This is a genomic window from Stutzerimonas degradans, assembly GCF_024448505.1.
Lineage (GTDB): Bacteria > Pseudomonadota > Gammaproteobacteria > Pseudomonadales > Pseudomonadaceae > Stutzerimonas > Stutzerimonas degradans.
The window spans coordinates 134,045-156,395 of the sequence record NZ_JAMOHV010000008.1 but is presented as its reverse complement, the minus strand read 5'-3'; the positions used below and the strand labels follow the sequence as shown (position 1 = coordinate 156,395).

22 protein-coding genes are annotated in these 22,351 nt (G+C 64.9%); 11 read left to right on the top strand and 11 right to left on the bottom strand.

The genetic code is table 11. The annotated features are described in order from the left end of the window. Positions 1–73: 73 nt before the first annotated feature. From NAV27_RS12405 to oscA, 5 genes are all read right to left on the bottom strand, one after another. The gene (locus tag NAV27_RS12405) at positions 74–1,069 is read right to left on the bottom strand and encodes a sulfate/molybdate ABC transporter ATP-binding protein (protein ID WP_102828434.1); all 996 of its coding nucleotides are present in this window, start codon (positions 1,067–1,069) and stop codon (positions 74–76) included. After that, entirely contained in the window at positions 1,066–1,941 is an 876-nt protein-coding gene (gene cysW / locus NAV27_RS12400) for a sulfate ABC transporter permease subunit CysW (RefSeq protein WP_102828435.1), read from the bottom strand. Before cysW ends, NAV27_RS12405 begins: the two co-directional genes overlap by 4 nt. A 10-nt stretch (positions 1,942–1,951) precedes the next feature. Beyond that, positions 1,952–2,770: a sulfate ABC transporter permease subunit CysT gene (gene cysT, locus NAV27_RS12395; protein WP_102828436.1), complete on the bottom strand. Its 819-nt coding sequence runs from the start codon at positions 2,768–2,770 to the stop codon at positions 1,952–1,954. Positions 2,771–2,936: 166 nt separating this feature from the next. Beyond that, complete coding sequence (locus NAV27_RS12390; RefSeq protein ID WP_102828437.1) at positions 2,937–3,935, bottom strand: sulfate ABC transporter substrate-binding protein; 999 nt, start codon at positions 3,933–3,935, stop codon at positions 2,937–2,939. Between the two features lie 169 nt (positions 3,936–4,104). Next, complete coding sequence (oscA, locus tag NAV27_RS12385) at positions 4,105–4,284, bottom strand: sulfur starvation response protein OscA (RefSeq protein ID WP_102828438.1); 180 nt, start codon at positions 4,282–4,284, stop codon at positions 4,105–4,107. Between the two features lie 256 nt (positions 4,285–4,540). Here oscA and NAV27_RS12380 point away from each other — a divergent pair, with 256 nt between their 5' ends. The 10 genes from NAV27_RS12380 to NAV27_RS12335 all read left to right on the top strand — a co-directional run bounded on the left by NAV27_RS12380 (position 4,541) and on the right by NAV27_RS12335 (position 12,795). Then, positions 4,541–5,122, top strand: a complete 582-nt coding sequence (locus tag NAV27_RS12380; protein WP_102828439.1) for an alpha/beta hydrolase — start codon at positions 4,541–4,543, stop codon at positions 5,120–5,122. 140 nt (positions 5,123–5,262) lie between these two features. Beyond that, complete coding sequence (locus tag NAV27_RS12375) at positions 5,263–6,486, top strand: MFS transporter (RefSeq protein ID WP_102828440.1); 1,224 nt, start codon at positions 5,263–5,265, stop codon at positions 6,484–6,486. Positions 6,487–6,589: 103 nt separating this feature from the next. Next, a complete protein-coding gene (locus tag NAV27_RS12370; RefSeq protein WP_232249120.1) occupies positions 6,590–7,144 on the top strand; it encodes an aminotransferase-like domain-containing protein in 555 nt (184 codons plus the stop codon). 96 nt (positions 7,145–7,240) lie between these two features. Then, positions 7,241–7,879: a peroxiredoxin gene (locus NAV27_RS12365; RefSeq protein WP_102828441.1), complete on the top strand. Its 639-nt coding sequence runs from the start codon at positions 7,241–7,243 to the stop codon at positions 7,877–7,879. 24 nt (positions 7,880–7,903) lie between these two features. Then, positions 7,904–8,497, top strand: coding sequence for an NADPH-dependent FMN reductase (gene ssuE / locus NAV27_RS12360; protein ID WP_008568710.1), 594 nt, complete (start codon positions 7,904–7,906; stop codon positions 8,495–8,497). A gap of 133 nt (positions 8,498–8,630) precedes the next feature. After that, positions 8,631–9,614 carry a sulfonate ABC transporter substrate-binding protein gene (locus NAV27_RS12355; protein WP_102828442.1) on the top strand — a complete coding sequence of 328 codons (984 nt, stop codon included), beginning with the start codon at positions 8,631–8,633 and terminating at the stop codon, positions 9,612–9,614. 66 nt (positions 9,615–9,680) lie between these two features. Then, entirely contained in the window at positions 9,681–10,829 is a 1,149-nt protein-coding gene (gene ssuD / locus NAV27_RS12350; RefSeq protein ID WP_102828443.1) for an FMNH2-dependent alkanesulfonate monooxygenase, read from the top strand. Positions 10,830–10,945: 116 nt separating this feature from the next. Continuing rightward, positions 10,946–11,731 (top strand): aliphatic sulfonate ABC transporter permease SsuC, encoded by a 786-nt coding sequence (ssuC, locus tag NAV27_RS12345; protein ID WP_102828444.1) that lies wholly within the window; start codon positions 10,946–10,948, stop codon positions 11,729–11,731. Continuing rightward, the gene (gene ssuB, locus NAV27_RS12340; RefSeq protein WP_102828445.1) at positions 11,728–12,543 is read left to right on the top strand and encodes an aliphatic sulfonates ABC transporter ATP-binding protein; all 816 of its coding nucleotides are present in this window, start codon (positions 11,728–11,730) and stop codon (positions 12,541–12,543) included. The genes ssuC and ssuB overlap by 4 nt, the downstream gene beginning before the upstream one ends. A 36-nt stretch (positions 12,544–12,579) precedes the next feature. After that, positions 12,580–12,795, top strand: a complete 216-nt coding sequence (locus NAV27_RS12335) for a TOBE domain-containing protein (RefSeq protein ID WP_102828446.1) — start codon at positions 12,580–12,582, stop codon at positions 12,793–12,795. A gap of 38 nt (positions 12,796–12,833) precedes the next feature. On the opposite strand, the gene NAV27_RS12330 is transcribed toward NAV27_RS12335, so the two are convergent. The 5 genes from NAV27_RS12330 to NAV27_RS12310 form a co-directional block, all read right to left on the bottom strand. Beyond that, entirely contained in the window at positions 12,834–13,079 is a 246-nt protein-coding gene (locus NAV27_RS12330; protein ID WP_102828447.1) for a PA2433 domain-containing protein, read from the bottom strand. Between the two features lie 154 nt (positions 13,080–13,233). After that, on the bottom strand, positions 13,234–15,495 hold the full coding sequence (locus NAV27_RS12325; RefSeq protein WP_102828448.1) for an ATP-dependent DNA helicase: 2,262 nt from the start codon (positions 15,493–15,495) through the stop codon (positions 13,234–13,236). After that, entirely contained in the window at positions 15,492–17,135 is a 1,644-nt protein-coding gene (locus NAV27_RS12320; RefSeq protein ID WP_102828449.1) for a VRR-NUC domain-containing protein, read from the bottom strand. Before NAV27_RS12320 ends, NAV27_RS12325 begins: the two co-directional genes overlap by 4 nt. A 133-nt stretch (positions 17,136–17,268) precedes the next feature. Continuing rightward, positions 17,269–18,657 carry an oxygen-independent coproporphyrinogen III oxidase gene (hemN, locus tag NAV27_RS12315; protein ID WP_102828450.1) on the bottom strand — a complete coding sequence of 463 codons (1,389 nt, stop codon included), beginning with the start codon at positions 18,655–18,657 and terminating at the stop codon, positions 17,269–17,271. A 193-nt stretch (positions 18,658–18,850) separates the two neighbouring features. Beyond that, on the bottom strand, positions 18,851–20,473 hold the full coding sequence (locus NAV27_RS12310; RefSeq protein ID WP_102828451.1) for a methyl-accepting chemotaxis protein: 1,623 nt from the start codon (positions 20,471–20,473) through the stop codon (positions 18,851–18,853). A 558-nt stretch (positions 20,474–21,031) separates the two neighbouring features. Between NAV27_RS12310 and galU the strand changes: the two genes are divergently transcribed. After that, entirely contained in the window at positions 21,032–21,871 is an 840-nt protein-coding gene (gene galU / locus NAV27_RS12305; RefSeq protein ID WP_008568722.1) for a UTP--glucose-1-phosphate uridylyltransferase GalU, read from the top strand. Positions 21,872–21,925: 54 nt separating this feature from the next. Here galU and NAV27_RS12300 read toward each other — a convergent pair whose 3' ends face one another. Then, the gene (locus tag NAV27_RS12300; RefSeq protein WP_102828452.1) at positions 21,926–22,348 is read right to left on the bottom strand and encodes a VOC family protein; all 423 of its coding nucleotides are present in this window, start codon (positions 22,346–22,348) and stop codon (positions 21,926–21,928) included. Positions 22,349–22,351 lie beyond the last annotated feature (3 nt).

Below are 22,351 nucleotides of genomic sequence, written 5' to 3'. Positions count from 1 at the left end.
TGACGAGATTCGACGCCAGGTTACCCGATTGCGCGAAAGGCCGGCCGCCGCGACAAGCGCCCGGCGCGGCGCGTCAGGCGTGCGCGACGCCGTATCGCTGGGCGACGGGGCAAGGTTGGAAATACAACGTCGCGCCGCGTTGCACGCCGATCAGGCTGGCGTGGTCGTTGCCGACTTCCGCCTCGATCGGCTCGTCCTGGCCGTTCACGCGCAGCGTCACGCGGGTGATTGCGCCCAGCGGGCGGATGTCGCGCACCTCGCCGATCTGGTAGTCAGCCACCGCCTCGCGCGACAGCAGCACCTCGTGCGGGCGGAACACCAGCGGCCGGTCGCCCAACTGCAGGCGATTGGCATCGCCGAGAAAGTCGTAGACGAACTCGCTGGCCGGGTTGCGGTAGACCTCTGCCGGGGTGCCGACCTGCTCGATCACGCCCTTATTCATCACCACGATGCGGTCGGCCACCTCCATCGCCTCTTCCTGGTCGTGGGTGACGAACACCGAGGTCAGGTGCACGTCCTCGTGCAGCCGTGCCAGCCAACGACGCAGCTCCTTGCGCACCTTGGCATCCAGCGCGCCGAACGGCTCATCGAGCAGCAGTACACGCGGCTCGACCGCCAGCGCGCGGGCCAGGGCAATACGCTGGCGCTGGCCGCCGGATAGCTGCTCCGGATAGCGGTCGGCGAGCCAGTCCAGCTGCACCAGGCCGAGCAGTTCGTGGACTTTCTGGGCAATCACGGCTTCGCTCGGTCGCTGCTTCTTCGGCTTCATGCGCAGGCCGAAGGCGACGTTGTCGAACACCGTCATGTGGCGGAACAGTGCGTAGTGCTGGAAGACGAAGCCGACGTTGCGGTCGCGCACGTCGTGGCCGGAAACGTCCTCGCCGTGGAACGCGATACTGCCGGTGTCCGGCGTCTCCAGCCCGGCGATGATGCGCAGCAGGCTGGTCTTGCCGCAGCCGGACGGGCCGAGCAGGGCCACCAGCTCGCCGCTGTGGATGTCGAGGTTGATGCTGTTCAGCGCCTGGAACTGGCCGAAGCGCTTGTTGACGTTGCGAACTTCGATACTCATGCATGTGCTCCGGTTTGCAGGCGCGCGAGGCGCGATTCGCTCCACTGCTTGAGCAGCAGGATCACCAGCGCCAGGGCCAGCAGCAGGCTGGCCACGCTGAACGCGGCGACGTGGTTGTATTCGTTGTAGAGAATCTCGACATGCAGCGGCAGGGTGTTGGTCAGCCCGCGGATATGTCCGGAGACCACCGACACCGCGCCGAACTCGCCCATCGCCCGCGCGGTGCAGAGCACCACGCCGTAGATCAGGCCCCATTTGATGTTCGGCAGGGTGATGTGCCAGAACATCTGCCAGCCGCTGGCGCCGAGCAGCCGCGCGGCTTCTTCCTCGGTGCTGCCCTGTCCCTGCATCAGCGGGATCAGCTCGCGGGCGACGAAGGGCACGGTGACGAACAGCGTCGCCAGCACGATGCCCGGCACGGCGAAGACGATCTGGATATCGCGGTCCATCAGCCACTCGCCAAAGTAGCCTTGGGCGCCGAACAGCAGCACGTAGATCAGGCCGGCGATCACCGGCGACACCGAGAACGGCAGGTCGATCAGCGTCACCAGCAGGCTCTTGCCGCGAAATTCGTACTTGCTCACGCACCAGGCGGCGGCCACGCCGAATACCAGGTTCAGCGGCACCGAGATGCCCACGGCCAGCAGCGTGAGTTGCAGTGCGGCAATGGCGTCGGGCTCGAAGATCGCCTCGAAGAAGGTGCCGAAACCCTGCTTCAGCGCCTCACTGATGACGATCAGCAGCGGCAGCAGCAGGAACAGCGCGAACACCAGCCAGGCGGCGAGGATCAGCACCCGCCGGCCCCAGGCATTGCCGCGCCGCGCGGCGTTGGCAGTGGTGCTGGCGGTCGTGGTTATCGAAACGGAAGACATGCCGGACTCCTCAGGAACGCGCGATGCGGCGCTGCAGCAGGTTGATCGCCAGCAGCAGGATGAAGGCCACCACCAGCATCAGCACGCCGATGGCGGTGGCGCCGGCGTAGTCGTACTGATCCAGCTTGACCATGATCAGCAGCGGCAGGATCTCGGTCTTCATCGGCATGTTGCCGGCGATGAAGATCACCGAGCCGTACTCGCCGACGCCGCGGGCAAAGGCCAGCGCGAAGCCGGTCAGCCAGGCCGGCAGCAGCGCTGGTAGCAGCACATGGCGCGCCACCTGCCAAGGCTTGGCACCGAGACAGGCGGCGGCTTCCTCGACTTCACGGGGAATGTCGGCCAGCACCGGCTGCAGCGTGCGCACCACGAATGGCAGGGTGACGAAGGTCAGCGCCAGGGTGATGCCCAGCGGGCTGTAGGCGATCTTGAAACCCAGCGCGGTGGCGAACTGGCCAACCGGCCCGTTGGGCGCGTACAGCGCGGTCAGCGCGATGCCGGCCACGGCGGTGGGCAGCGCGAAGGGCAGGTCGATCATCGCCTCGATGACCTTGCGGCCCGGGAAGCGGTAGCGCACCAGCACCCAGGCCAACAGCGTGCCGATCACGCCATTGAGCAGCGCCGCGACGAAGGCGGTGCCGAAACTAAGTTTCAGCGCCGCCAGCACGCGCGGCGCGCTGATGATGGCGACGAACTGGTCCCAGCTGAGTTCGGTGGTCTTGAGAAACAGCGCACCCAGGGGAATCAGCACCAACAGGCTGAGGTACACCAGGGCGTAGCCCAGCGTCAGGCCGAAGCCGGGTATGACGGAGGTAGATCGGCTAGACATGTTTGAGACTCGGTCGGTTTGGCAGTTGGAAGCCGGAAGCGGGGACGCCGTAGGGTGGAAAACGCGTGAAGCGATTTTCCACGCGCCTCGCGCCTGAGCCTGTCGTATGCAGGCCAGCGCCTCGGACGCGTGGATGGCTTCGGCCATCCACCCTACGAATTGCCGCTTACTGCGCCTGGTAGATCTGGTCGAAGATCCCGCCATCATTGAAGAACTTCGGCTGCGCGACCTTCCAGCCGCCGAAATCCCCGTCGATGGTGACCAGCTTCAGCGCCGGGAACTGATCCTTGAACTCGGCCGCCACGGCCTCGTTACGCGGGCGGTAGAAGTTCTTCGCGGCGATGCGCTGACCTTCCGCGCTGTACAGGTAGTTCAGGTACGCCTTGGCGACTTCGCGCGTGCCCTTGCGCTCGACGTTCTTGTCGACCACCGCCACCGGCGGCTCCGCGAGGATCGACAGGCTCGGTGCGACGATCTCGAAATTGCCGCCGCCTTCCTCCTTGAGCGCCAGGAAGGCCTCGTTCTCCCAGGCCAGCAGCACGTCGCCGATGCCGTTGTTGGCGAAGGTGACGGTCGAGCCGCGGGCGCCGGTATCCAGCACCGGCACATTCTTGTAGAGCTTCTCGACGAAGGATTGAGCTTGCGCTTCGTCGCCGAATTTCTGCTGGGCGAAGGCCCAGGCAGCGAGGAAGTTCCAGCGGGCGCCGCCAGAGGTCTTCGGGTTCGGCGTGATCACCTCGACGCCCGGCTTGACCAGGTCATCCCAGTCCTTGATGCCTTTCGGGTTGCCCTTGCGCACCAGGAACACGATGGTCGAGGTATAGGGCGTGCTGGCTTGCGGCAGGCGGGACTGCCAGTCCTCGGGGATCAGCTTGGCGATGCGCTGCAGCTCGTCGATGTCGCCGGCCAGCGCCAGCGTCACCACGTCGGCGCGCAGACCGTCGATCACCGCGCGGGCCTGCTTGCCCGAGCCGCCATGGGACTGCTGGATCTTGATCGGCTCGTGGCCCTGAGCCTGCCAGTGTTTGTTGAAGGCCTGGTTGAATTCCACATACAGCTCACGGGTCGGGTCGTAGGACACGTTGAGCAGAGACTCGGCGGCCACGGCGGGGCCGGCGAGGAGAGCGCTCGCCAAGGCGGCGAGGGCAAAGCGACGAATGGACATGTGCAGCTCCTGAATGAAGAAATCGTTTTTCTGCGTTGGCTTGTGGGTGTTCAGGTTGGTCAGCTCCGCATTCGCGGTTGACAGCGGCAGTACCGGCGCGTGGTCATGGTGTCGTTCTCATTTGCACGCCCTCCGGTGGTCCAGTCGGGCTTGGTTCGGTTCTAGCGAATCAGGCGGTCTTGCCAGTTGGTTGCAGGCGGAATTTCTCCTTGCGCTCGATCTGTACGACCTGACCGTTGTGCACGGTGATTTCCACCGAGCCGAACTTCAGGCCGTTCAAGGCACTGTGAATTTCGCGCAGGATGCTGGCTTCGTCCTGACCTTCCAGGTTGCGAAGGGTCGCGCTCATCAGTTGCTCTCCATGAAAAACCTCCATGCGCTTCGGGATGAAACGCAGCCAGGGGAGGTGTGGGGCGGATAATAGGTGTGAGGTTATATGCTTAAAAATATCGTTTAAGAACATTTATATAACCCAATCGAATTACATCATCAGCTTGATGTGCATCGCTGCTTTCCTGATGAATGGAATAAGTAAATCATTTTTTATTCTTTTTGATCTCGTAAGGCCTGACCTAGACTGCGCCGCATCGACAGGAGGGCAGGTGATGTACAGCGATTCCATCCGTTATCTGATCGTGCCGGGCTGGGGAGGCTCGCCGGACGATCACTGGCAGAGCCACTGGCAGCGCAGCCTGCCGAACAGCGCGCGCGTCGAGCAGCACGACTGGCTCCAGCCGCGCCGCGTTGACTGGGTAGCCGAATTGCAACGCAGCATCGACGCCAGCGACCAGCCGACCATTCTCATCGCCCACAGCCTGGGCTGCGTGACCGTGGCGCATTGGGCGCAGACGGCCGATCCGGCGTCACTGCGGCGCGTACGCGGTGCACTGCTGGTGGCGCCGGCGGATGTCGAGCGCGGCAACTGCCCCGGGGCGCTGCGCGACTTCACGCCGATCCCGCGCCAGGCGCTGCCGTTCCCCAGCCAACTGGTCGGTTCCGACAACGACACCGCCGCCAGCGCCGAGCGCGCCCGTGTTCTGGGAATCGACTGGGGCAGCGAGACGGTGATCCTTCCGGGCGTCGGCCACATCAACGTGCAATCCGGCCACCACCGCTGGGAGCAGGGCTTCGGCTACCTGTATCGCCTGCAGAAGCGCATCGACCAGAGCCGCCGTCGAGCCGCCTGAGCCGAAGCGGAATCGCCCGACGACTGGGGCGTGGAACGTCGTGCCCCGGTTTGCCTGCGGCCCGTGCGCTCCAGTAGGCTGATCCGCTTTCGCCCGGCCGTTGCGGCGCGGGCGCTGCAATTGCCGCGCGGATTCCAGCCTTGACCACCTCATCCGTCTACCGTCTTCCCGGTTTCGCCGCCTTTCTCGCCGCTCGCCTGCTGGCGGTGTTCGCCATGCAGATCCAGGCAGTGGTCGTTGCCTGGCAGGTCTACGACATCACCCGCGATCCGCTATCGCTGGCCTATGTCGGCCTGGCGCAGTTCGTGCCGATGCTGTGCCTGCTGCTGCCGGCGGGTGACCTGATCGACCGCTACGACCGTAAGCTGATCCTGGCGCTGAGCTGGCTGCTCGAAGCCGCCTGCGCCGCGGCGCTGCTCTGGCTGTCGCTGCAGGGCGAGGCGGTGAGCTACTACTACGGCGTGTTGGTGCTATATGGCTGCGCGCGGGCCTTCACCGGGCCGGCATTATCCAGCCTGCTGCCGCAGATAGTGCCGCGCAAGCGTCTGGCTGCGGCCATCGCCGCCAACAGCATGATCATGCGCGTGGCCACCATCGGCGGCCCGGTGCTGGGCGGCGCGCTCTACGCACTGGGCGGCGGCGCGCTGACCTACGGCACCTGCCTGGTCGGTTTCGTGGTCGGCACGCTGCTGCTGTGGCGCGTACCGGTACGCTTCGCCGAACGCCGCGAGACGCCGACAACCGGTGCCTGGACGCGTTTTACCGCGGGCATTGGTTTCATTCGCTCGCGGCCGATCATCCTCGGCACGATCTCCCTGGACCTGTTCGCCGTACTGCTCGGCGGCGTGGTGGCGCTGCTGCCGATCTACGCGCAGGACGTGCTCGAAGTCGGCCCCACCGGCCTCGGCCTGCTGCGCAGCGCGATGGCGATCGGCGAAGTGGCGGTGGGGTTGTACCTCAGCGTGCGGCCGTTCGACCGGCATGTCGGGCGGGTGATGTTCATCGCCGTGGCGCTGTTCGGCCTGGCCAACCTGGTGTTCGCGCTGTCCACGCTGTTCTGGCTGTCGTTCGCCGCGCTGGTGGTGGCGGGTGCGGCGGACATGGTCAGCGTGTATATCCGCTCCTCGCTGATCCAGTTCTCCACGCCGGATGCCATGCGTGGCCGGGTCAATGCGGTGAACATGCTGTTCATCGGTTCATCCAACGAGCTGGGCGAATTCCGCGCCGGCCTCAGCGCCGCCTGGCTCGGCGCGGTGCCGGCAGCGCTGCTGGGTTGCGCCTGCACCCTGGCAGTCACCGGCGGCTGGGCGCTGGGCTTCAAGAGCCTGCGCCAGGTCAATCGCTTCGAGGATGCGGCGCGCTGATCCGGCTGGGATGACGGTTACAACGCCGGTGGGGTGCGCGAAGCGATCATCAGGCGGTTCCAGGTATTGATCTCGCCAGCTGAAGCGGCGCGCGGCACCGGCGTTGGCATCGCTCGACGGCGCCGGCCGCGTCATCCACATCGGCTCGTTCAGCAAGACCATCAGCCCTACGCTGAGGCTTGGTTTCGCCGTCGTCCCGGCGGCACTGGTTCCGCGGTTCGCCGAAGCGGTGATGTGTCTCGCACCGGCTCCCGGCCCCGCCGTGCAAACCGCCACCGCCGAGTTCATGCGCGACGGCCATTACCTGCGGCATCTGCGTCGCATGAAGCGTGTCTATGCGAGTCGCAGCGCCGCGCTGCACGCGACGTTGCAGGCGATGGATTATCCGGTGCGTCCGGCGGGACTCGGCGTACTGCTTTGGCTGCCCGAAGGGGCACGCGATAGCGTTATCGCTCGTGAGGCGCTGGCCTTCGGACTGGCGCCATCGCCGCTGTCGACATGGTTCTCTCCGGCCGACCCACAACGACCGGGGCTGCTTCTCGGTGTCGCCCGCGCAAGCGAGGAGCGCCTTGCTGCCGCTTGCGAGCGCCTCCAGCAGCTTATCCGCCAGTATTCCTTAGAGACCGGCAGCCGGAAAGGGCATAGCGTCTATCAATAGTTTTGGTTATAGATAAATCATTATTTATTCTTTTTAATTCGCACCGGCAATGCGCATAGTGTGCCCACCTCAACGAACCACTGAAGGAGCAGAACTATGAGCATCCGCCTCGGCGACATCGCCCCCGATTTCGAACAGGATTCCAGCGAAGGCCGCATCCGCTTCCACGAGTGGCTGGGTGACAGCTGGGGTGTGCTGTTCTCGCACCCGGCCGACTTCACCCCGGTGTGCACCACCGAGCTGGGCTTCACCGCCAAGCTGAAGGACGAGTTCGCCAAGCGCAACGTCAAGGCCATCGCCCTGTCCGTGGACCCGGTGGATTCGCACATCAAGTGGATCGACGACATCAACGAGACGCAGAACACCCGCGTCAACTTCCCCATCCTGGCTGACGCCGATCGCAAGGTCTCCGAGCTGTACGACCTGATTCATCCCAATGCCAACGACACCCTGACGGTGCGCTCATTGTTCGTCATCGACCCGAACAAGAAGGTGCGTCTGACCATCACCTACCCGGCGAGCACCGGGCGCAACTTCCACGAGATCCTGCGGGTGATCGATTCGCTGCAGCTCACCGACAACCACAAGGTCGCGACCCCGGCCAACTGGCAGGACGGCGACGAGGTGGTGATCGTGCCGTCGATCAAGGACGAGGAAGAGCTCAAGCAGCGTTTCCCCAAAGGCTATCGCGCCGTCAAGCCGTACTTGCGCCTGACCCCGCAGCCCAATCGCTGAGCGAGTACGAGAAGGAATTCCTGCATGTTGGTTGTTTCTCTCGCCGGCAGCCCCAGCCAGCGCTCGCGCTCGGCGGTGCTGCTGGATATCGCCGGCGACTGGTTGCACCAGCGAGGCGTCGAAGTGGTGCGCTATGGCGTGCGTGACTTCGATGCCGCGGACCTGCTGCACGCACGCTTCGACAGCCCACGAGTACAGCAACTGCTCGAGCATGTCGCGCGGGCGGACGCTCTGCTGATCGCCACGCCAGTGTATAAGGCCTCCGTCGCCGGTGCGCTGAAAACCCTGCTGGACCTGTTGCCCGAGCGTGCCTTGGCGCACAAGGCGGTTTTGCCGCTGGCTACCGGCGGCAGCGTGGCGCACATGCTGGCGGTCGATTACTCGCTGAAGCCGGTGCTCGCCGCGCTCAAGGCTCAGGAAATCCTCCATGGCGTGTACGCGACAGATGCCCAGATCGCTTATGCCGAGCCGCAGCGCCCGGCCCGTCTGGCGCCGGAGCTGCACGAACGGCTGGTCGAATCGCTGCAGCAGCTGTATGCCGCCCTCGCCAGACGACCGCAACCGCTTAACCCGCAGCTGCTGCCTGAGCGATTAGCCAGCGCGCGCTGGAGCATCTAACCCCCAACCGTATTCCCGGATTGCCACCGGGTTACCTGCGCAACATCCGCCTGACGGCGGTTCTACAGTCTCACTCGCCCGCCAACGGGCAAGCAGGCCGTAAATCCAAACCCAGACTGCAAAGGAGAGTGCCATGCGCACCAATACCTTGCGTCGAGGACTGGTCGCCCTGTTTGCCGCGGCCATTTCCTTCGGCGCCATCACTCAGGCTCAGGCCCAGCCGCAAGCGGACCACGTCCTGCGTATCGGCTATCAGAAGTACGGCACGTTGGTGCTGCTCAAGGCCCGCGGCACGCTGGAAAAACGGCTCGCCGAGCAGGGCTTCACCGTGCAATGGACGGAGTTTCCTGGCGGCCCGCAGCTGCTCGAAGGACTCAATGTCGGTTCCATTGACTTCGGCGTAACCGGTGAAACCCCGCCGGTATTCGCCCAAGCCGCCGGTGCCGATTTGCTCTACGTCGCGCATGAACCCCCGGCGCCGAGTGGCGAGGCAATCCTGCTGCCCAAGGATTCGCCGATCCGCTCGCTGGCCGAACTCAAAGGCAAGAAGATCGCCTTGAACAAGGGCTCCAACGTGCACTACCTGCTGGTGCGCGCGTTGCAATCGGCGGGGCTGAGCTACACCGATATCCAGCCAATCTATCTGCCGCCGGCCGATGCCCGCGCCGCCTTCGAGCGTGGCAGCGTGGATGCCTGGGTGATCTGGGATCCATTCCAGGCTGCCGCAGAGCAACAGTTGCAGGCGCGTACCCTGCGTGACGGCCAGGGCCTGGTCAGCAATCACCAGTTCTACCTCGCCGCACGGCCCTTCGCCGAGCGCAATCCCGTGGTGCTCGGTGTGCTGGTCGAGGAAATCCGCGATATCGGCGAGTGGGTCGAGGACAACGTCGACGAAGCCACCGCGCAGGTTGCGCCACTGCTTGGCCTGCCGAGCGAGATCACCCGCAAGGCGGTGATCCGTCAGGGCTATGGCGCGCGGCCGATCACGCCGGAGGTGGTGCGCGCGCAGCAGGCCATCGCCGACACCTTCACAGCGCTCAAGCTGATTCCCAGACAGCTGGTTATCGAGAGCGTCGTCTGGACGCCGCCCAAGCGCATCGCCCAGCACGCCGAATAACGCATCTCCACCGATTTTTTCGCGCGGCGCAGACGTCGCGCACCCCAATGGATATGGAGCATTCCCATGAGTCTTAACATCTTCTGGTTCCTGCCGACCCACGGCGACGGTAACTACCTAGGCACGGCGGAAGGCGCTCGCGCGGTCGACCACGGCTACCTCACGCAGATCGCCCAGGCTGCCGACCGCCTAGGTTTCGGTGGCGTGCTGATCCCCACCGGACGCTCCTGCGAGGATTCCTGGCTGGTCGCCGCCTCGCTGATCCCGGTGACGCAGCGTCTGAAATTCCTCGTCGCCCTGCGTCCGGGAATCATCTCACCGACCGTCGCAGCGCGGCAGGCGGCGACCCTGGACCGGCTTTCCAACGGCCGTGCGCTGTTCAATCTGGTCACCGGTGGCGACCCTGACGAGCTGGCAGCCGACGGGCTGAATCTGAGCCACGCCGAGCGCTATGAAGCCGCCGTCGAATTCACGCGCATCTGGCGCCGCGTGCTGGAGGGCGAGACCGTCGACCTGGACGGCAAGCACCTTCAGGTCAAGGGCGCCAAGCTGCTCTATCCGCCCATCCAGAAGCCGCGCCCGCCGCTGTACTTCGGCGGCTCGTCCGAGGCCGCGCATGAGCTGGCGGCCGAGCAGGTCGAGCTGTATCTGACCTGGGGCGAGCCGCTGGACGCCGTTGCCGAAAAGATCGCCGATGTGCGTAAACGCGCCGCGCGGCACGGTCGCGCCGTACGATTCGGCATCCGCCTGCATGTGATCGTGCGCGAAACCAACGACGAGGCCTGGGCCGCCGCCGAGCGGCTTATCAGCCATCTCGACGACGACACCATCGCCAAGGCGCAGGCCTCGCTGGCGCGCTTCGATTCGGTCGGCCAGCAGCGCATGGCCGCGCTGCATGGTGGGCGCAGGGACCGGCTGGTGGTGGCGCCGAATCTCTGGGCCGGGGTCGGGCTGGTGCGCGGCGGTGCCGGCACGGCACTGGTCGGCGACGGCCCCACCGTGGCCGCGCGGGTCCGGGAGTACGCCGAGCTGGGCATCGATACGTTCGTCTTCTCCGGCTATCCGCATCTGGAGGAGAGCTACCGCGTCGCCGAGCTGCTGTTCCCGCATCTGGATATCGCCCAGCCGCAGCGGCCGGAAAGCCGCGGCTATGTCAGCCCGTTCGGCGAAATGATCTCCAGCGACATCCTGCCGAAGGCCGCGGCGGCCAGTTGAATCGATACCGGCAACGTAGGGTGGGAAACGGCCGCAGGTCTTTCCCACCTGGTGCTGGAAAAGCGAATTGCGCGATTTCCAGCCTACGAAGTGCATGAGCAGAACGGAGCAAAACTATGACCCTTCATTCTTTCGGCCAGCGCCTGGCCCCCTGGCTGCTGCCGTTGGCGTTGCTGGCAGCCTGGCAGGGCGCGGTGGCCTTCGGGTTGCTGTCCACGCGCATCCTGCCGGCACCGAGCGCGGTGGTGGCGGCGGGCTGGACGCTGATCGCCAGCGGCGATCTCTGGACCCATCTGGCCATCAGCGGTTGGCGCGCTGGCATCGGCTTCGCCATCGGCGGCGGTATCGGCCTGGCGCTGGGCTTCATCACCGGCCTGTCGAACTGGGGCGAGCGCCTGCTCGACAGCTCGGTACAGATGATCCGCAACGTGCCGCATCTGGCGCTGATTCCGCTGGTGATCCTTTGGTTCGGCATCGACGAGAGCGCAAAGATCTTCCTCGTTGCGCTCGGCACGCTGTTTCCCATCTACCTGAACACCTATCACGGCATCCGCAGCGTCGATGCCGGGCTGGTGGAGATGGCGCGCAGCTATGGACTGTCCGGTTTCGCGCTGTTCCGCCAGGTGATCCTGCCCGGCGCGCTGCCGTCGATTCTGGTCGGCGTGCGCTTCGCGCTCGGCTTCATGTGGCTGACCCTGATCGTCGCCGAAACCATCTCGGCGAGCGCCGGCATCGGTTATCTGGCGATGAACGCCCGCGAGTTCCTGCAGACCGACGTGGTGGTGCTGGCGATCCTGCTCTATGCCGTGCTCGGCAAGCTGGCCGACCTTGCGGCGCGCGCGCTGGAACGCTCGTGGCTGCGCTGGCACCCGACCTATCAGACCAAGGCAGGTGCGCAATGACCGCATTGCATCGTATCCAGCAGAGCGCTGCGCCCGGCGGCATCCCGTTGACCATCGAGGGCGTCGGCAAGGCCTTCGGCCAGCGCGAGGTGCTCAGGGGCATCGATCTGCAGATCCCGGCCGGGCAGTTCGTCGCCGTGGTCGGGCGCAGCGGTTGCGGCAAGAGCACGCTGCTGCGCTTGCTGGCCGGGCTAGAACAACCCAGCCGTGGTTCGCTCGGCGCCGACACTGACTCGCTTGGCACCGCGCGCGACGCCATTCGGCTGATGTTCCAGGACGCCCGTCTGTTGCCGTGGAGGCGGGTGATCGACAACGTCGGCCTCGGTCTGAGCGGCGACTGGAGGTCGCAAGCGGCCGATGCGCTGGCGGCGGTAGGGCTCGCCGAGCGCGCCAACGACTGGCCCGCGGCACTGTCCGGCGGGCAGAAGCAGCGTGTGGCGCTGGCCCGCGCGCTGATCCATCAGCCGCGCCTGCTGCTGCTCGACGAGCCGCTCGGCGCGCTGGACGCGCTGACGCGTATCGAGATGCAGCAACTGATCGAGCGGTTGTGGCAGCGGCACGGCTTCACCGTGTTGCTGGTTACTCACGATGTCAGCGAGGCGGTGGCGGTCGCGGACCGGGTGATTCTCATCGAGGACGGCCAGATCGGTCTGGATCTCGCCGTGAATATCCCACGCCCGCGCAATCGCGGCTCGGCCAGCCTCGCCGCGCTGGAAGAACAGGTGCTCAACCGCGTACTCGCGCTGCCGGAACTGCCGCCACGGGCCGAACCCGTTTCACCCTTGCCCACGCAACTGCGCTGGGCGCTTTGACCATTCAGAACCCACCCACTCAGACGGAGCAAAACCATGACCATCAAGGCCATCAACGTACGCAATCAGTTCCGGGGCACCGTTCGCGAGATCGTCCAGGGCGACGTGCTGTCGGAGATCGACGTGCAGACCGCCGCCGGCATCGTCACCTCGGTGATCACCACCCGCTCGGTGCGTGAGCTGGAGCTGGCGGTCGGCAGCGAGGTGATCGCGTTCGTCAAATCCACCGAAGTGTCGATCGCCAAGCTGTGAGAAGGGCGCCCTGGCAATAACTGCAGGGCGCTTACGACTCAAGATTTGACGCCGAGCAGGTCGAGCGCTTCGCCCAGCACCTTGACCGACTGGGCGTGATCGCCGGCGTTGTGCAGCTGTTCGCCCTCGGCGCGCAGCTGCTTGACGCGTTCGAGGGTGGCGGCGTCGCTGGGCGGATTGGCGGCGACCTGTTCGTCGATCTTGGCCATGTCCATCGGACAATGCATGGCCCAGAGCGGGGCACTGAAGAGAACGGCAACGGCGAAACTGAGAAGGCGACGCATGGCGGGATCCTCCGATGGGTTCGATTCGAGTATAGAAGCGATCCCGCGACGGCCTATGCGTTTGCGATCCGCGTGAATCGCCGAACGCTATTAGTTGTAAATTCAGATAGTTATGTCGTCATCTTGATATAAAGCGTCAGGTTTGAGCGGCAGCTTAACTGCGGACTTCCCACCACGACGGCAACAGACGGCGTACCTGTGCGCGGGCAAAACGATCGTCGATCAGGTGGATGACGCCTTCGTCCTGGGTGGTGCGAATCACCCGTCCGGCAGCCTGCACTACCTTCTGCAGGCCGGGGTAGAGATAGGTGTAGTCGTAGCCGCTGCCAAACACCGCCTCCATTCGCGCCCTCAGCTGTTCGTTGACCGGGTTGACCTGCGGCAGGCCAAGGGTGGCGACGAACGCGCCGATCAGCCGATTGCCCGGCAGATCGATGCCCTCGGCGAACGCACCACCGAGCACCGCGAAGCCGATACCACGTCCATCCGACTCGAAGCGCGCGAGAAACGCCTCCCGGGCGCTCTCCTGCATGCCGCGGGTCTGTTGCCAGAACGGCACGTCGGGGTGGCATTCGGCGAACAGCGCAGCGACCTGTTGCAGGTAGTCGAAGCTGCTGAAGAACGCCAGGTAATTGCCCTGCCGCCGACGATACTGATCGGCCAGCAGCGCAACGATCGGCGCCAGGGAACGCTCGCGGTCCTGGTAACGGGTGGAGATATGCCGCGCCAGCTGTACCTGCAGCTGCTCGCCGCGAAAGGGCGAATCCACGTCGATCCAGGCGCTGGCCGACGGCAAACCCAGGGTGTCGGCGTAGAACCGGCGCGGGCTGAGCGTGGCGGAAAACAGCACGCAGGAGCGCGCCTGCGCCAGTCGTGGCGCGAGGAACGGCGCCGGGATCACGTTGCGCAGGCACAGCCGCGAAACCTTGCCGCGAGCCGAACCGGCGGACGGCAGCAATGTGCAATCGACCAGCGAATGCTCGCCGAACAGTTCAGCCATCCGGCATAGGTGCATGGCCTGGAAGTAGGCGTTGAGCACGGCAGCGTCCACGCCGGTGGGGTTCTCGCCCAGGTAATCGGTGACGGCGCTGACCAATTGCTGCAGCGCGCCGATCAGCGCCTGCGGCAGTTCCGCCAGCACGCGGTACTCGCCTGCCTGGTCGCGGTGCAGCTCGTTCCAGCAGCGCTGGATGCGGCTGAGCGACTTGTGCAGTTGTGCGGGAGCTTTGGCGCGCAAGCCTTTGAAATCTCGCTGATCCAGCTCGGCGCTGTACATGCTGCGGGCGCGCTCGAGGAGGTTGTGCGCTTCATCCACCAGCACGCAGACGCGCCACTGATTGGTCAGCGTCAGCCCGTGGAGCAGGGCGCTGACATCGAAGTAGTAGTTGTAATCGCCGATCACCACATCGGCCCAGCGCGCCATCTCCTGGCTGAGGTAGTACGGGCAGACATCATGGGTCAGCGCCACCTCGCGCAGCGTCGCCTGATCCAGCTGCGGGTGCGCCAGCGCGGCCTGGCGCGCCGCTGGCAGCCGGTCATAGAAGCCGCGTGCCAGCGGACAGGACTCGCCGTGACAGGCCTTGTCCGGGTGTTCGCAGGCCTTGTCGCGGGCGATCAGCTCCAGCACGCGCACCTGGTCCGCGCCGGAGCGCTGCAACGTCTGCAGTGCGTCCAGCGCCAGGCGTCGTCCGGAGGTCTTGGCGGCGAGGAAGAACAGTTTGTCCAACTGCTGGCCCGGCATCGCCTTGAGCAGCGGGAACAGCGTGCCCAGCGTCTTGCCGATGCCGGTCGGCGCCTGCGCCATCAACACGGTGCCGGTGCAGGCCGCCTTGTATGTCGCTTCGGCTAGCTGGCGCTGGCCGTGGCGGAATTCGCCATAGGGGAATTTCAGCGCGTGCAGCGCCAGATCACGCTGCGCGCGGTGGGACATCTCCTGCTCGGCCCAGGCGAGGAAGCGCGTGCACTGCGCCTCGAAGAACTGGCGCAGCTCGTCGGCGCGGTGACGTTCGATCAGCAGCGTTTCCTTCTGACTGAGCACGTCGAAATACACCAGCGCCAGCTCGATTTCCGCCAGTCCGCGCGTCTGGCAGAGCAGCCAGCCGTAGACCTTGGCTTGCGCCCAATGCAGCAGGCGATGGTTGGCCGGCTGGCGGGAGAGGTCGCCGCGGAAGATCTTGATCTCCTCCAGGCGGTTGCGCTGCGGATCGTAGCCATCGGCCCGACCGCGCACGGTGAGCGCACTGAAGGTGCCTTCCAGGGCGACCTCGCGCTCGTAGCCCGCGCCCCGGCGCGCGGTGACCTGGGCGTGACCGGCGATGCCTTCCAGCGCGGTGGGCGAGGGCGTGAAGCGCAGGTCCAGATCGCCCTGCTTGGCGGTGAACTCGCAGAGCGCCCGCACGGCAATCTGATAGTTCACGCTGCGCTTTCTGCCCACTGCACGTAGCACACGCTGACCGGCAGGCCGTGCTCATCGGCGAAGGCCAGCCAGCGCAGCTGGTTGTCCTGCAGGCGGTCGCCGGGGCCTTTGACTTCGATCATCCGGTAGCGCCGCTCGGCCGGCCAGAACTGGATCAGGTCCGGCAGGCCGCTGCGATTGCTGCCGATGTCGGCGAGCATGCGCTGGAAGATCAGCTTGAGATGCGCTGCCGGCAGGCAGTCCAGCGCCTGCTGTAGCAGCGCCTCGTCGAGCATGCCCCAACTGACGAAGGCGTTGTGGACGCCGTACTTCGCGCTAAAGGTGCGTCGGATGCACTCGCGATAGCCGTCGCCATCCAGGTGAGCGAGGCAGCCGGCGAAAAGCTCGGCGCGACGCTGATGGAAATCAGGGCGGTCGAGGTCCGCCGGCGCCCAGTGGAATGGATGAAAGAACGCGCCCGGTAGCGGTGCGAACAGCGCGTCCCAGCACAGCAGGCCGAACAGCGAACCGAGCAGGGTGTTTTCCACATAATGCACGGGCGCGTCGGCCGTGCTCAGGTGGACACGCACGGCCTGTTCCACGCGGACTGCACTTGCCGGACGCGGCAGGAGCAAGTCGATGCGCTCCACCGTCGCCGAATACCGTCGCGCTGCAGACTGCAAACCGAGACTGCGCTGCAGGCGCGGCAGGATGCGCGTCAGTTGCTGGGCTTCGTGCTCGGATTCCGGTGCGGCGGCGGCTTGCAATGCCAGCGTCAGCGCGGCCTCAGGCTGCCCGCACCGTTCGAGCACACGAATGGCCCGCTCGCGCGCGCCGGGATAGCTGTTGCCCGCATGCACACGCAGCGCGTGCCCGAACTCGCCCTGGCGTTCGAGCTGCTGACCGATGCGCAGCAGCAATTTACCGCGTCGGCTCTCCAGCCAGGGATTGGCGAAGGCCTGCGCGGGGACATCGGCGAGCAGCTCCGCCAGCGACTCGCCGGCATCGAAGCGTTCGCGGCAGCGCTGCAGGTGCAGGTAGGCATCCACCTCCGCGCGACTGGCGAAGGCCCGTGAGGCGGGGGAGAAGGGCACCTGCTCGTAGCGATGGATGCTGAGATCGGCCAGGACGAATTCCGACCAATCCTGATGGGCGTTGCCGAAAAACATCAACCGCAGGCGTTCGCTGAATGCGCTGATGCGCAAGGCAAATATCCGGTCACCCAGCGCCGGGTGCCATTGGTGCAGCGTCTGCGCGATGGCGTGGCTGGCGCGCAGACACTCCAGCAGCTCAGTTTTGCGCAGCCCGGCGGCGGCTGAATCGAAGACCTGTAACAGTTCATCCTTCTTGAGCAATGCAAACAGCTGCTCTAGACCCAACGCCGGCTCCGGGTCGACCCAGCCGCGCGCGATCAGCGGTTCGCTCGCCTGCACGACGCAGCCGATCTCGGCGTAGCGCAGCTTGCTCGCGCGAAACAGCTCACCCTTGCGCATCACCATGCGCACCAGCAGTGCACGCGAAGGCCGCGGCAACTGAGGGAACGCGTCCAGAAAGGCGCGCTCGTCCTCGTCCAACAGATCGCCATGGTGCTGACCGACCCAGGCAAGCACGCGCTCGAAGTTGTCGAGGTAATAGAAGGGGTTTTCCAGAGGCTGGCGCATCGCACGTCTGCTCACACGGGGCGAGAAGCGCCCGGCTTAAGACTGGCTATTTATCCAGTTATGACGTGTTTTGGCAACGCCGGAACGATCGGCGGAAAGACGAAGCGGGCAAAAGCCCGCTCCGTGGATGGGCTCAGACGGTGCGGGAGAAACGTCCGCGCTGCTCGCCGCCGAGGTAGGCGTCGAAGGCCATGGCGACGTTGCGCATCATCAGCTGCCCTTGCGGCAGCAGGATCAGTGCGTCGTCACGCAGCTCCACCAGACCATCGGCGACATGCTCGGCCAGCTGGGCCAGCGAATCGGCGAAGTACTCGCGGAAGTTGATGCCGTGCTTGCGCTCGATCGCCGGGTAATCGATGCGACCGTGGCACATCAGCGAAATGATCACGTCGCGGCGCAGACGATCGTCGGCGCTGAGCTGATAGCCGCGCTGCACCGGCAGGATGCCTTCGTTGAGGCGCGCGTAGTACTGCGACAGCTCCTTGACGTTCTGGCTGTAGCTGTCGCCGACCTTGCCGATCGAGGAGATGCCGAGACCAATCAGGTCGCAGTCGGCGTGGGTCGAATAGCCCTGGAAGTTGCGCTGCAGCGTGCCATTAGCGCGCGCGAGGGTCAGTTCGTCATCCGGCAGCGAGAAGTGGTCCATGCCGATGTAGACGTAACCGGCGGCGGTCAGGCGCTGGATGGTCAGCTCCAGCAACTCCAGCTTGCGCTCGGGCGGCGGCATGTCTTCCGGGCGGATCAGTTTCTGTGCGCGTACCAGGTCCGGCAGGTGCGCATAGCTGTAAGCGGCGATGCGATCCGGACGGATGTCGATGATCTTGTTCAGCGTGGTGTTGAAACTTTCCACGGTCTGCAGCGGCAGGCCGTAGATCAGATCGACGCTGACCGATTTGAATCGCGCGTCGCGCGCGGCCTGCACCAACTCGCGGGTCTGTTCCTCGGTCTGGATGCGGTTGACCGCGGCCTGCACGTTGGCATCGAAGTCCTGCACGCCGAAGCTCAGGCGGTTGAAGCCGAGTTTGCGCAGCGTGTGGATCTGCTCCGGGGTGACGGTGCGCGGGTCGACTTCCAGCGAAAACTCGTGATCGTCGCTGTCGTCCATGTTGAACGCCTGGTGCAGCGTCGCCATCAGATCGGCCAGTTGCTCGCTGGTGAAATAGGTCGGCGTACCGCCGCCCAGGTGCAGCTGGGTCAGCTTGCGCGAGCGATCGAACAGCGCGGCCTGCATGGCGATCTCGCGCTTGAGGTATTCGAGATACTCGACGGCGCGCTCGGTCTTGTGGGTGATGATCTTGTTGCAGGCGCAGTAGTAGCAGAGGCTTTTGCAGAACGGGATGTGGATGTACACCGACAGCGGCTTGGGCGTCGGCGCCTCGTTGCTGGCGCGCGCGGCGTTGCGGTAATCGTCGGCGGCGAAGGCCTGGTGAAACTGCGGCGCGGTGGGATACGAGGTGTAGCGCGGACCCGGGCGGTCATATTTCTCGACCAGGGCGCGGTTGAAGCTCGGCGTTTGGTCCATGTTCGGTTTCACCTTGCGGGTTGAAAGAGGGGAAGGCCGCGGCATACGCCGGTCCGGCCGAGAGGCTGGCGCGGATTATCGCCGATTCGCGCACGCGAGCCGACTGTTTCCGATCAAGAAGTACGGCGGCGAACGCCGGGTCGACGCTCCCGCTGCAGTAACGGCGCGGGGCAGGGTGCCCCGCGCTCGGCGTTCAGAGCTTGAACTGGCCGACCAGACGGTTCAGCTCGGCGGCCAGACGCACCAGTTCCTCGCTGATCTGCGAGGTCTGGGTGGCATCGGCCGAAGTGGTGTCGGCGATCCGGCTGATGTTGGTGATGTTGCGGTTGATCTCTTCGGCGACGGCGCTCTGCTGCTCGGCGGCGGTGGCGATCTGGGTGTTCATCTCGTTGATCGTGCCGACTTCGTCGGCGATGGCGCCGAGGCTCTGCGCCGCGCGGGCCACGCAATCGGAACCCGAGCGGGCGCGCGACTGGGCGGCGATCATCGCCTGCACGGCATTGCCCACGCCCTGTTGCAGCTGCTCGATCATGCGCTGGATTTCTTCGGTGGACTTCTGCGTGCGCGAGGCGAGGGTGCGCACTTCGTCGGCGACCACGGCGAAGCCGCGGCCCTGCTCGCCGGCCCGCGCAGCCTCGATGGCCGCGTTCAGGGCCAGCAGGTTGGTCTGCTCGGCGATGCCGTTGATGACCCCTACCACCGTGTCGATGCTGGCGCTGTCCGCTTCCAGCTGGCGGACGACGACGGCCGCTTTTTCGATGTCCTGAATGAGGCTGTCGATGCCGTCCAGCGCTTCACCGGCCACATGCACGCCGGACTTGGACTCGCGGTCGGCATCGTTGGAGGCGGTGGCGGTCTGGTTGGCGTTGCGCGCGACTTCCTGCACGGTGGCGCTCATTTCATTCATCGCCGAGGCGACCATGTCGGTCTCGCTGCGCTGCTCCATGACCGCGCCGAGGGTTTTCTCCGCGACATGGGATACCCGGTCGGAGACGTCACCCAGCTGGCGCGTCACGCCGGCCACGGCTTCGAGGCTGTGGCGGAATTTCTCGATCATGCGGTTGAACGCGTTGCCCATCGCGCCGATCTCGTCCTGCGCGCCGATCGACACGCTGCGGCTCAGGTCTTCGTCGCGGGTCATCGCTTCCATCGTGTGGCGCATGGCATGGATGCGGCTGATGATCACGCGGCGCACGGTGTAGATCATCACGCCAACGCCGGCGAGCAGCAGGAGCAGCTGGATGCCGCCGAGCAGCCAGATGTTGCGTTCGACTTCGGCGTCCAGCGCCTTGAGGTCATAACTGATGCGCACGGCGCCCATCACGGTGTTCTCGGCCACCTGGTGACAAGTCAGGCAGTTGGTGCCGCGATAATCGGCATGCGCCAGGATCGGGTTGATCACGGTCAGCACCCGGCGACCGTCCTGCTTGGTGACCTCCATGATCGCCTTGCCGGCCAGGGCACTGCGGTCCAGCGCATCGGCCGGCGCCTGATGGTCGAAACCGGCGCCGAAGGTCTTGATGACGGCATCGCCCCGCACGATGCGCGCATCGATCACGCCGGGGCGGGCGAGGATTTTCTGCCGCAGCACATCGCGCTGGGCCATCGTGCCAGTCAGCATCATGGTGTTGATGCTGTCGAAATAGGAGTCGGCGGCATCCTTGGTCTGCTGTTCGACCACGTGCAGGACCAGGTTCTTTTCGGCGCTGGCCGCGATGTAGAGAGAGGCGGACATGATCAGCAGCAGCACGAGCAGCAGCGCCAGGTTGATCTTGGTCTGTACGGACAGTTGTCGAGGAGCGGGGGAGTTGGTCATGTTCGTCCTTAGATCTACTGCTGCGCGCACATGCCGGGCAGCGGCAAGGCGGGCGCCAAATGACTGCAGACTCGCTATCGGCCTAATAGCCGCGTTCTTTAAAGGGAAAAGGCAGACTGCACGCCGGGCAATAACGATAGTGGCAATATGATATTTGCGGTACGTACAGTTAGCGTCATCCAAACGACAAACTTCAGTGAAATCATCGCGTTCGCTGATCTGGATCAGCTAAGTGCCGATTCCGCAGCAGGCCGCTTGCAACGCGGCCTGAGGGCACCGTTCGAGGCAGGATTTTTTGTTTCACGAGACCGCTGTAGAGCATTTACAGACAGGCCAATAGCCATTAGCGTGGCGCCCGCTGAACGGGACTGTTTGTTGGCTTGCTCGTAGTCCCGGCGGTTGCAAGGTCGGCGCACTCCCGGATTTGCCGCAGCCCGGCGAACCCCCTGTGATTTGCATGGTCGTAGCCTCTGCGTCGGGCTTCCGGCGAACCCCGCGAGGGCAGCTGCTATCTATCAAGGCAGTGCATCAACTGGAACCTTTATTTCAAGGACTCACATGATCAAGAAATGCCTTTTTCCCGCTGCCGGCTATGGCACGCGTTTTCTACCTGCAACCAAAGCCATGCCCAAGGAAATGCTGCCGGTGGTGAACAAGCCCCTGATCCAATACGGGGTCGAAGAGGCACTGGCCGCGGGCCTGACCGAAATCGCGATGGTGACCGGACGCGGCAAGCGCTCGCTGGAAGACCACTTCGATATCAGCTATGAGCTCGAGCACCAGATTCGCAACACCGACAAGGAGAAGTATCTGGTCGGCATCCGCCGCCTGATCGACGAGTGCACGTTCTCCTACACCCGCCAGATCGAAATGAAAGGCCTCGGCCACGCGATCCTCAGCGGCCGTCCGCTGATCGGTGACGAGCCGTTCGCCGTGGTGCTGGCAGACGACCTGTGCATCAACCTCGATGGCGATCCGGTCCTGGCGCAGATGGTCAAGCTGTACAACCAGTTCCGTTGCTCGATCGTGGCGATCCAGGAAGTGCCGCCGGAAGAAACCAGCAAGTACGGTGTGATCGCCGGCGAAATGATCCGCGACGACATCTTCCGCGTCAGCCACATGGTCGAGAAGCCCAAGCCCGAAGATGCGCCATCCAACCTGGCGATCATCGGTCGCTATATTCTGACGCCGGACATCTTCGAGCTGATCGAGCAGACCGAGCCGGGCAAGGGCGGCGAGATCCAGATCACCGACGCGCTGATGAAGCAGGCGCAGGACGGCTGCGTGCTGGCCTACAAATTCAAGGGCCAGCGTTTCGATTGCGGTAGCGCCGAGGGTTATATCGCGGCGACCAACTTCTGCTACGAACACTTCTACCTGACCGGCAAGGCGTACTGATCACAGAACGCAGTGCTGGATGAAATGGGCCACCCTCGGGTGGCCCATTTCGTTTCAGGGGGTCGGCAGTTCCTGCGCGCCGGGGCCGAGCGGCTGGCCGTAGCTGAATTCCACATAATTACCCGCAGGATCGCGCAGGCCGCAGTAATAGCCGACCGGATAGGGTTCGTCGCGCGGCTCCCAGATCAGACAACCGGCCGCACGCGCCTCGTCGGCAATCGCATCGACCGCGGCGCGGCTGTCCAGGGCAAAGCCGAAATGGCTGTAGTCGTCGCTGGCCAATGCGCGGTCGTGCCCACCCGGCATGATCACGAAGATGAACTCACGTTCCTTTCCGGGCTCGGCCATCCAGACGATGCGCGAGCCCTTGCCCGCGCGTTGGTGGAATACCTGCATGCCACAGAAGCGTGAGTAGAAATCGATGCAGGCGTCGAGATCCGGCACATGCAGGGCGATGTGGGTAAGGGTAGGGGGCATGCG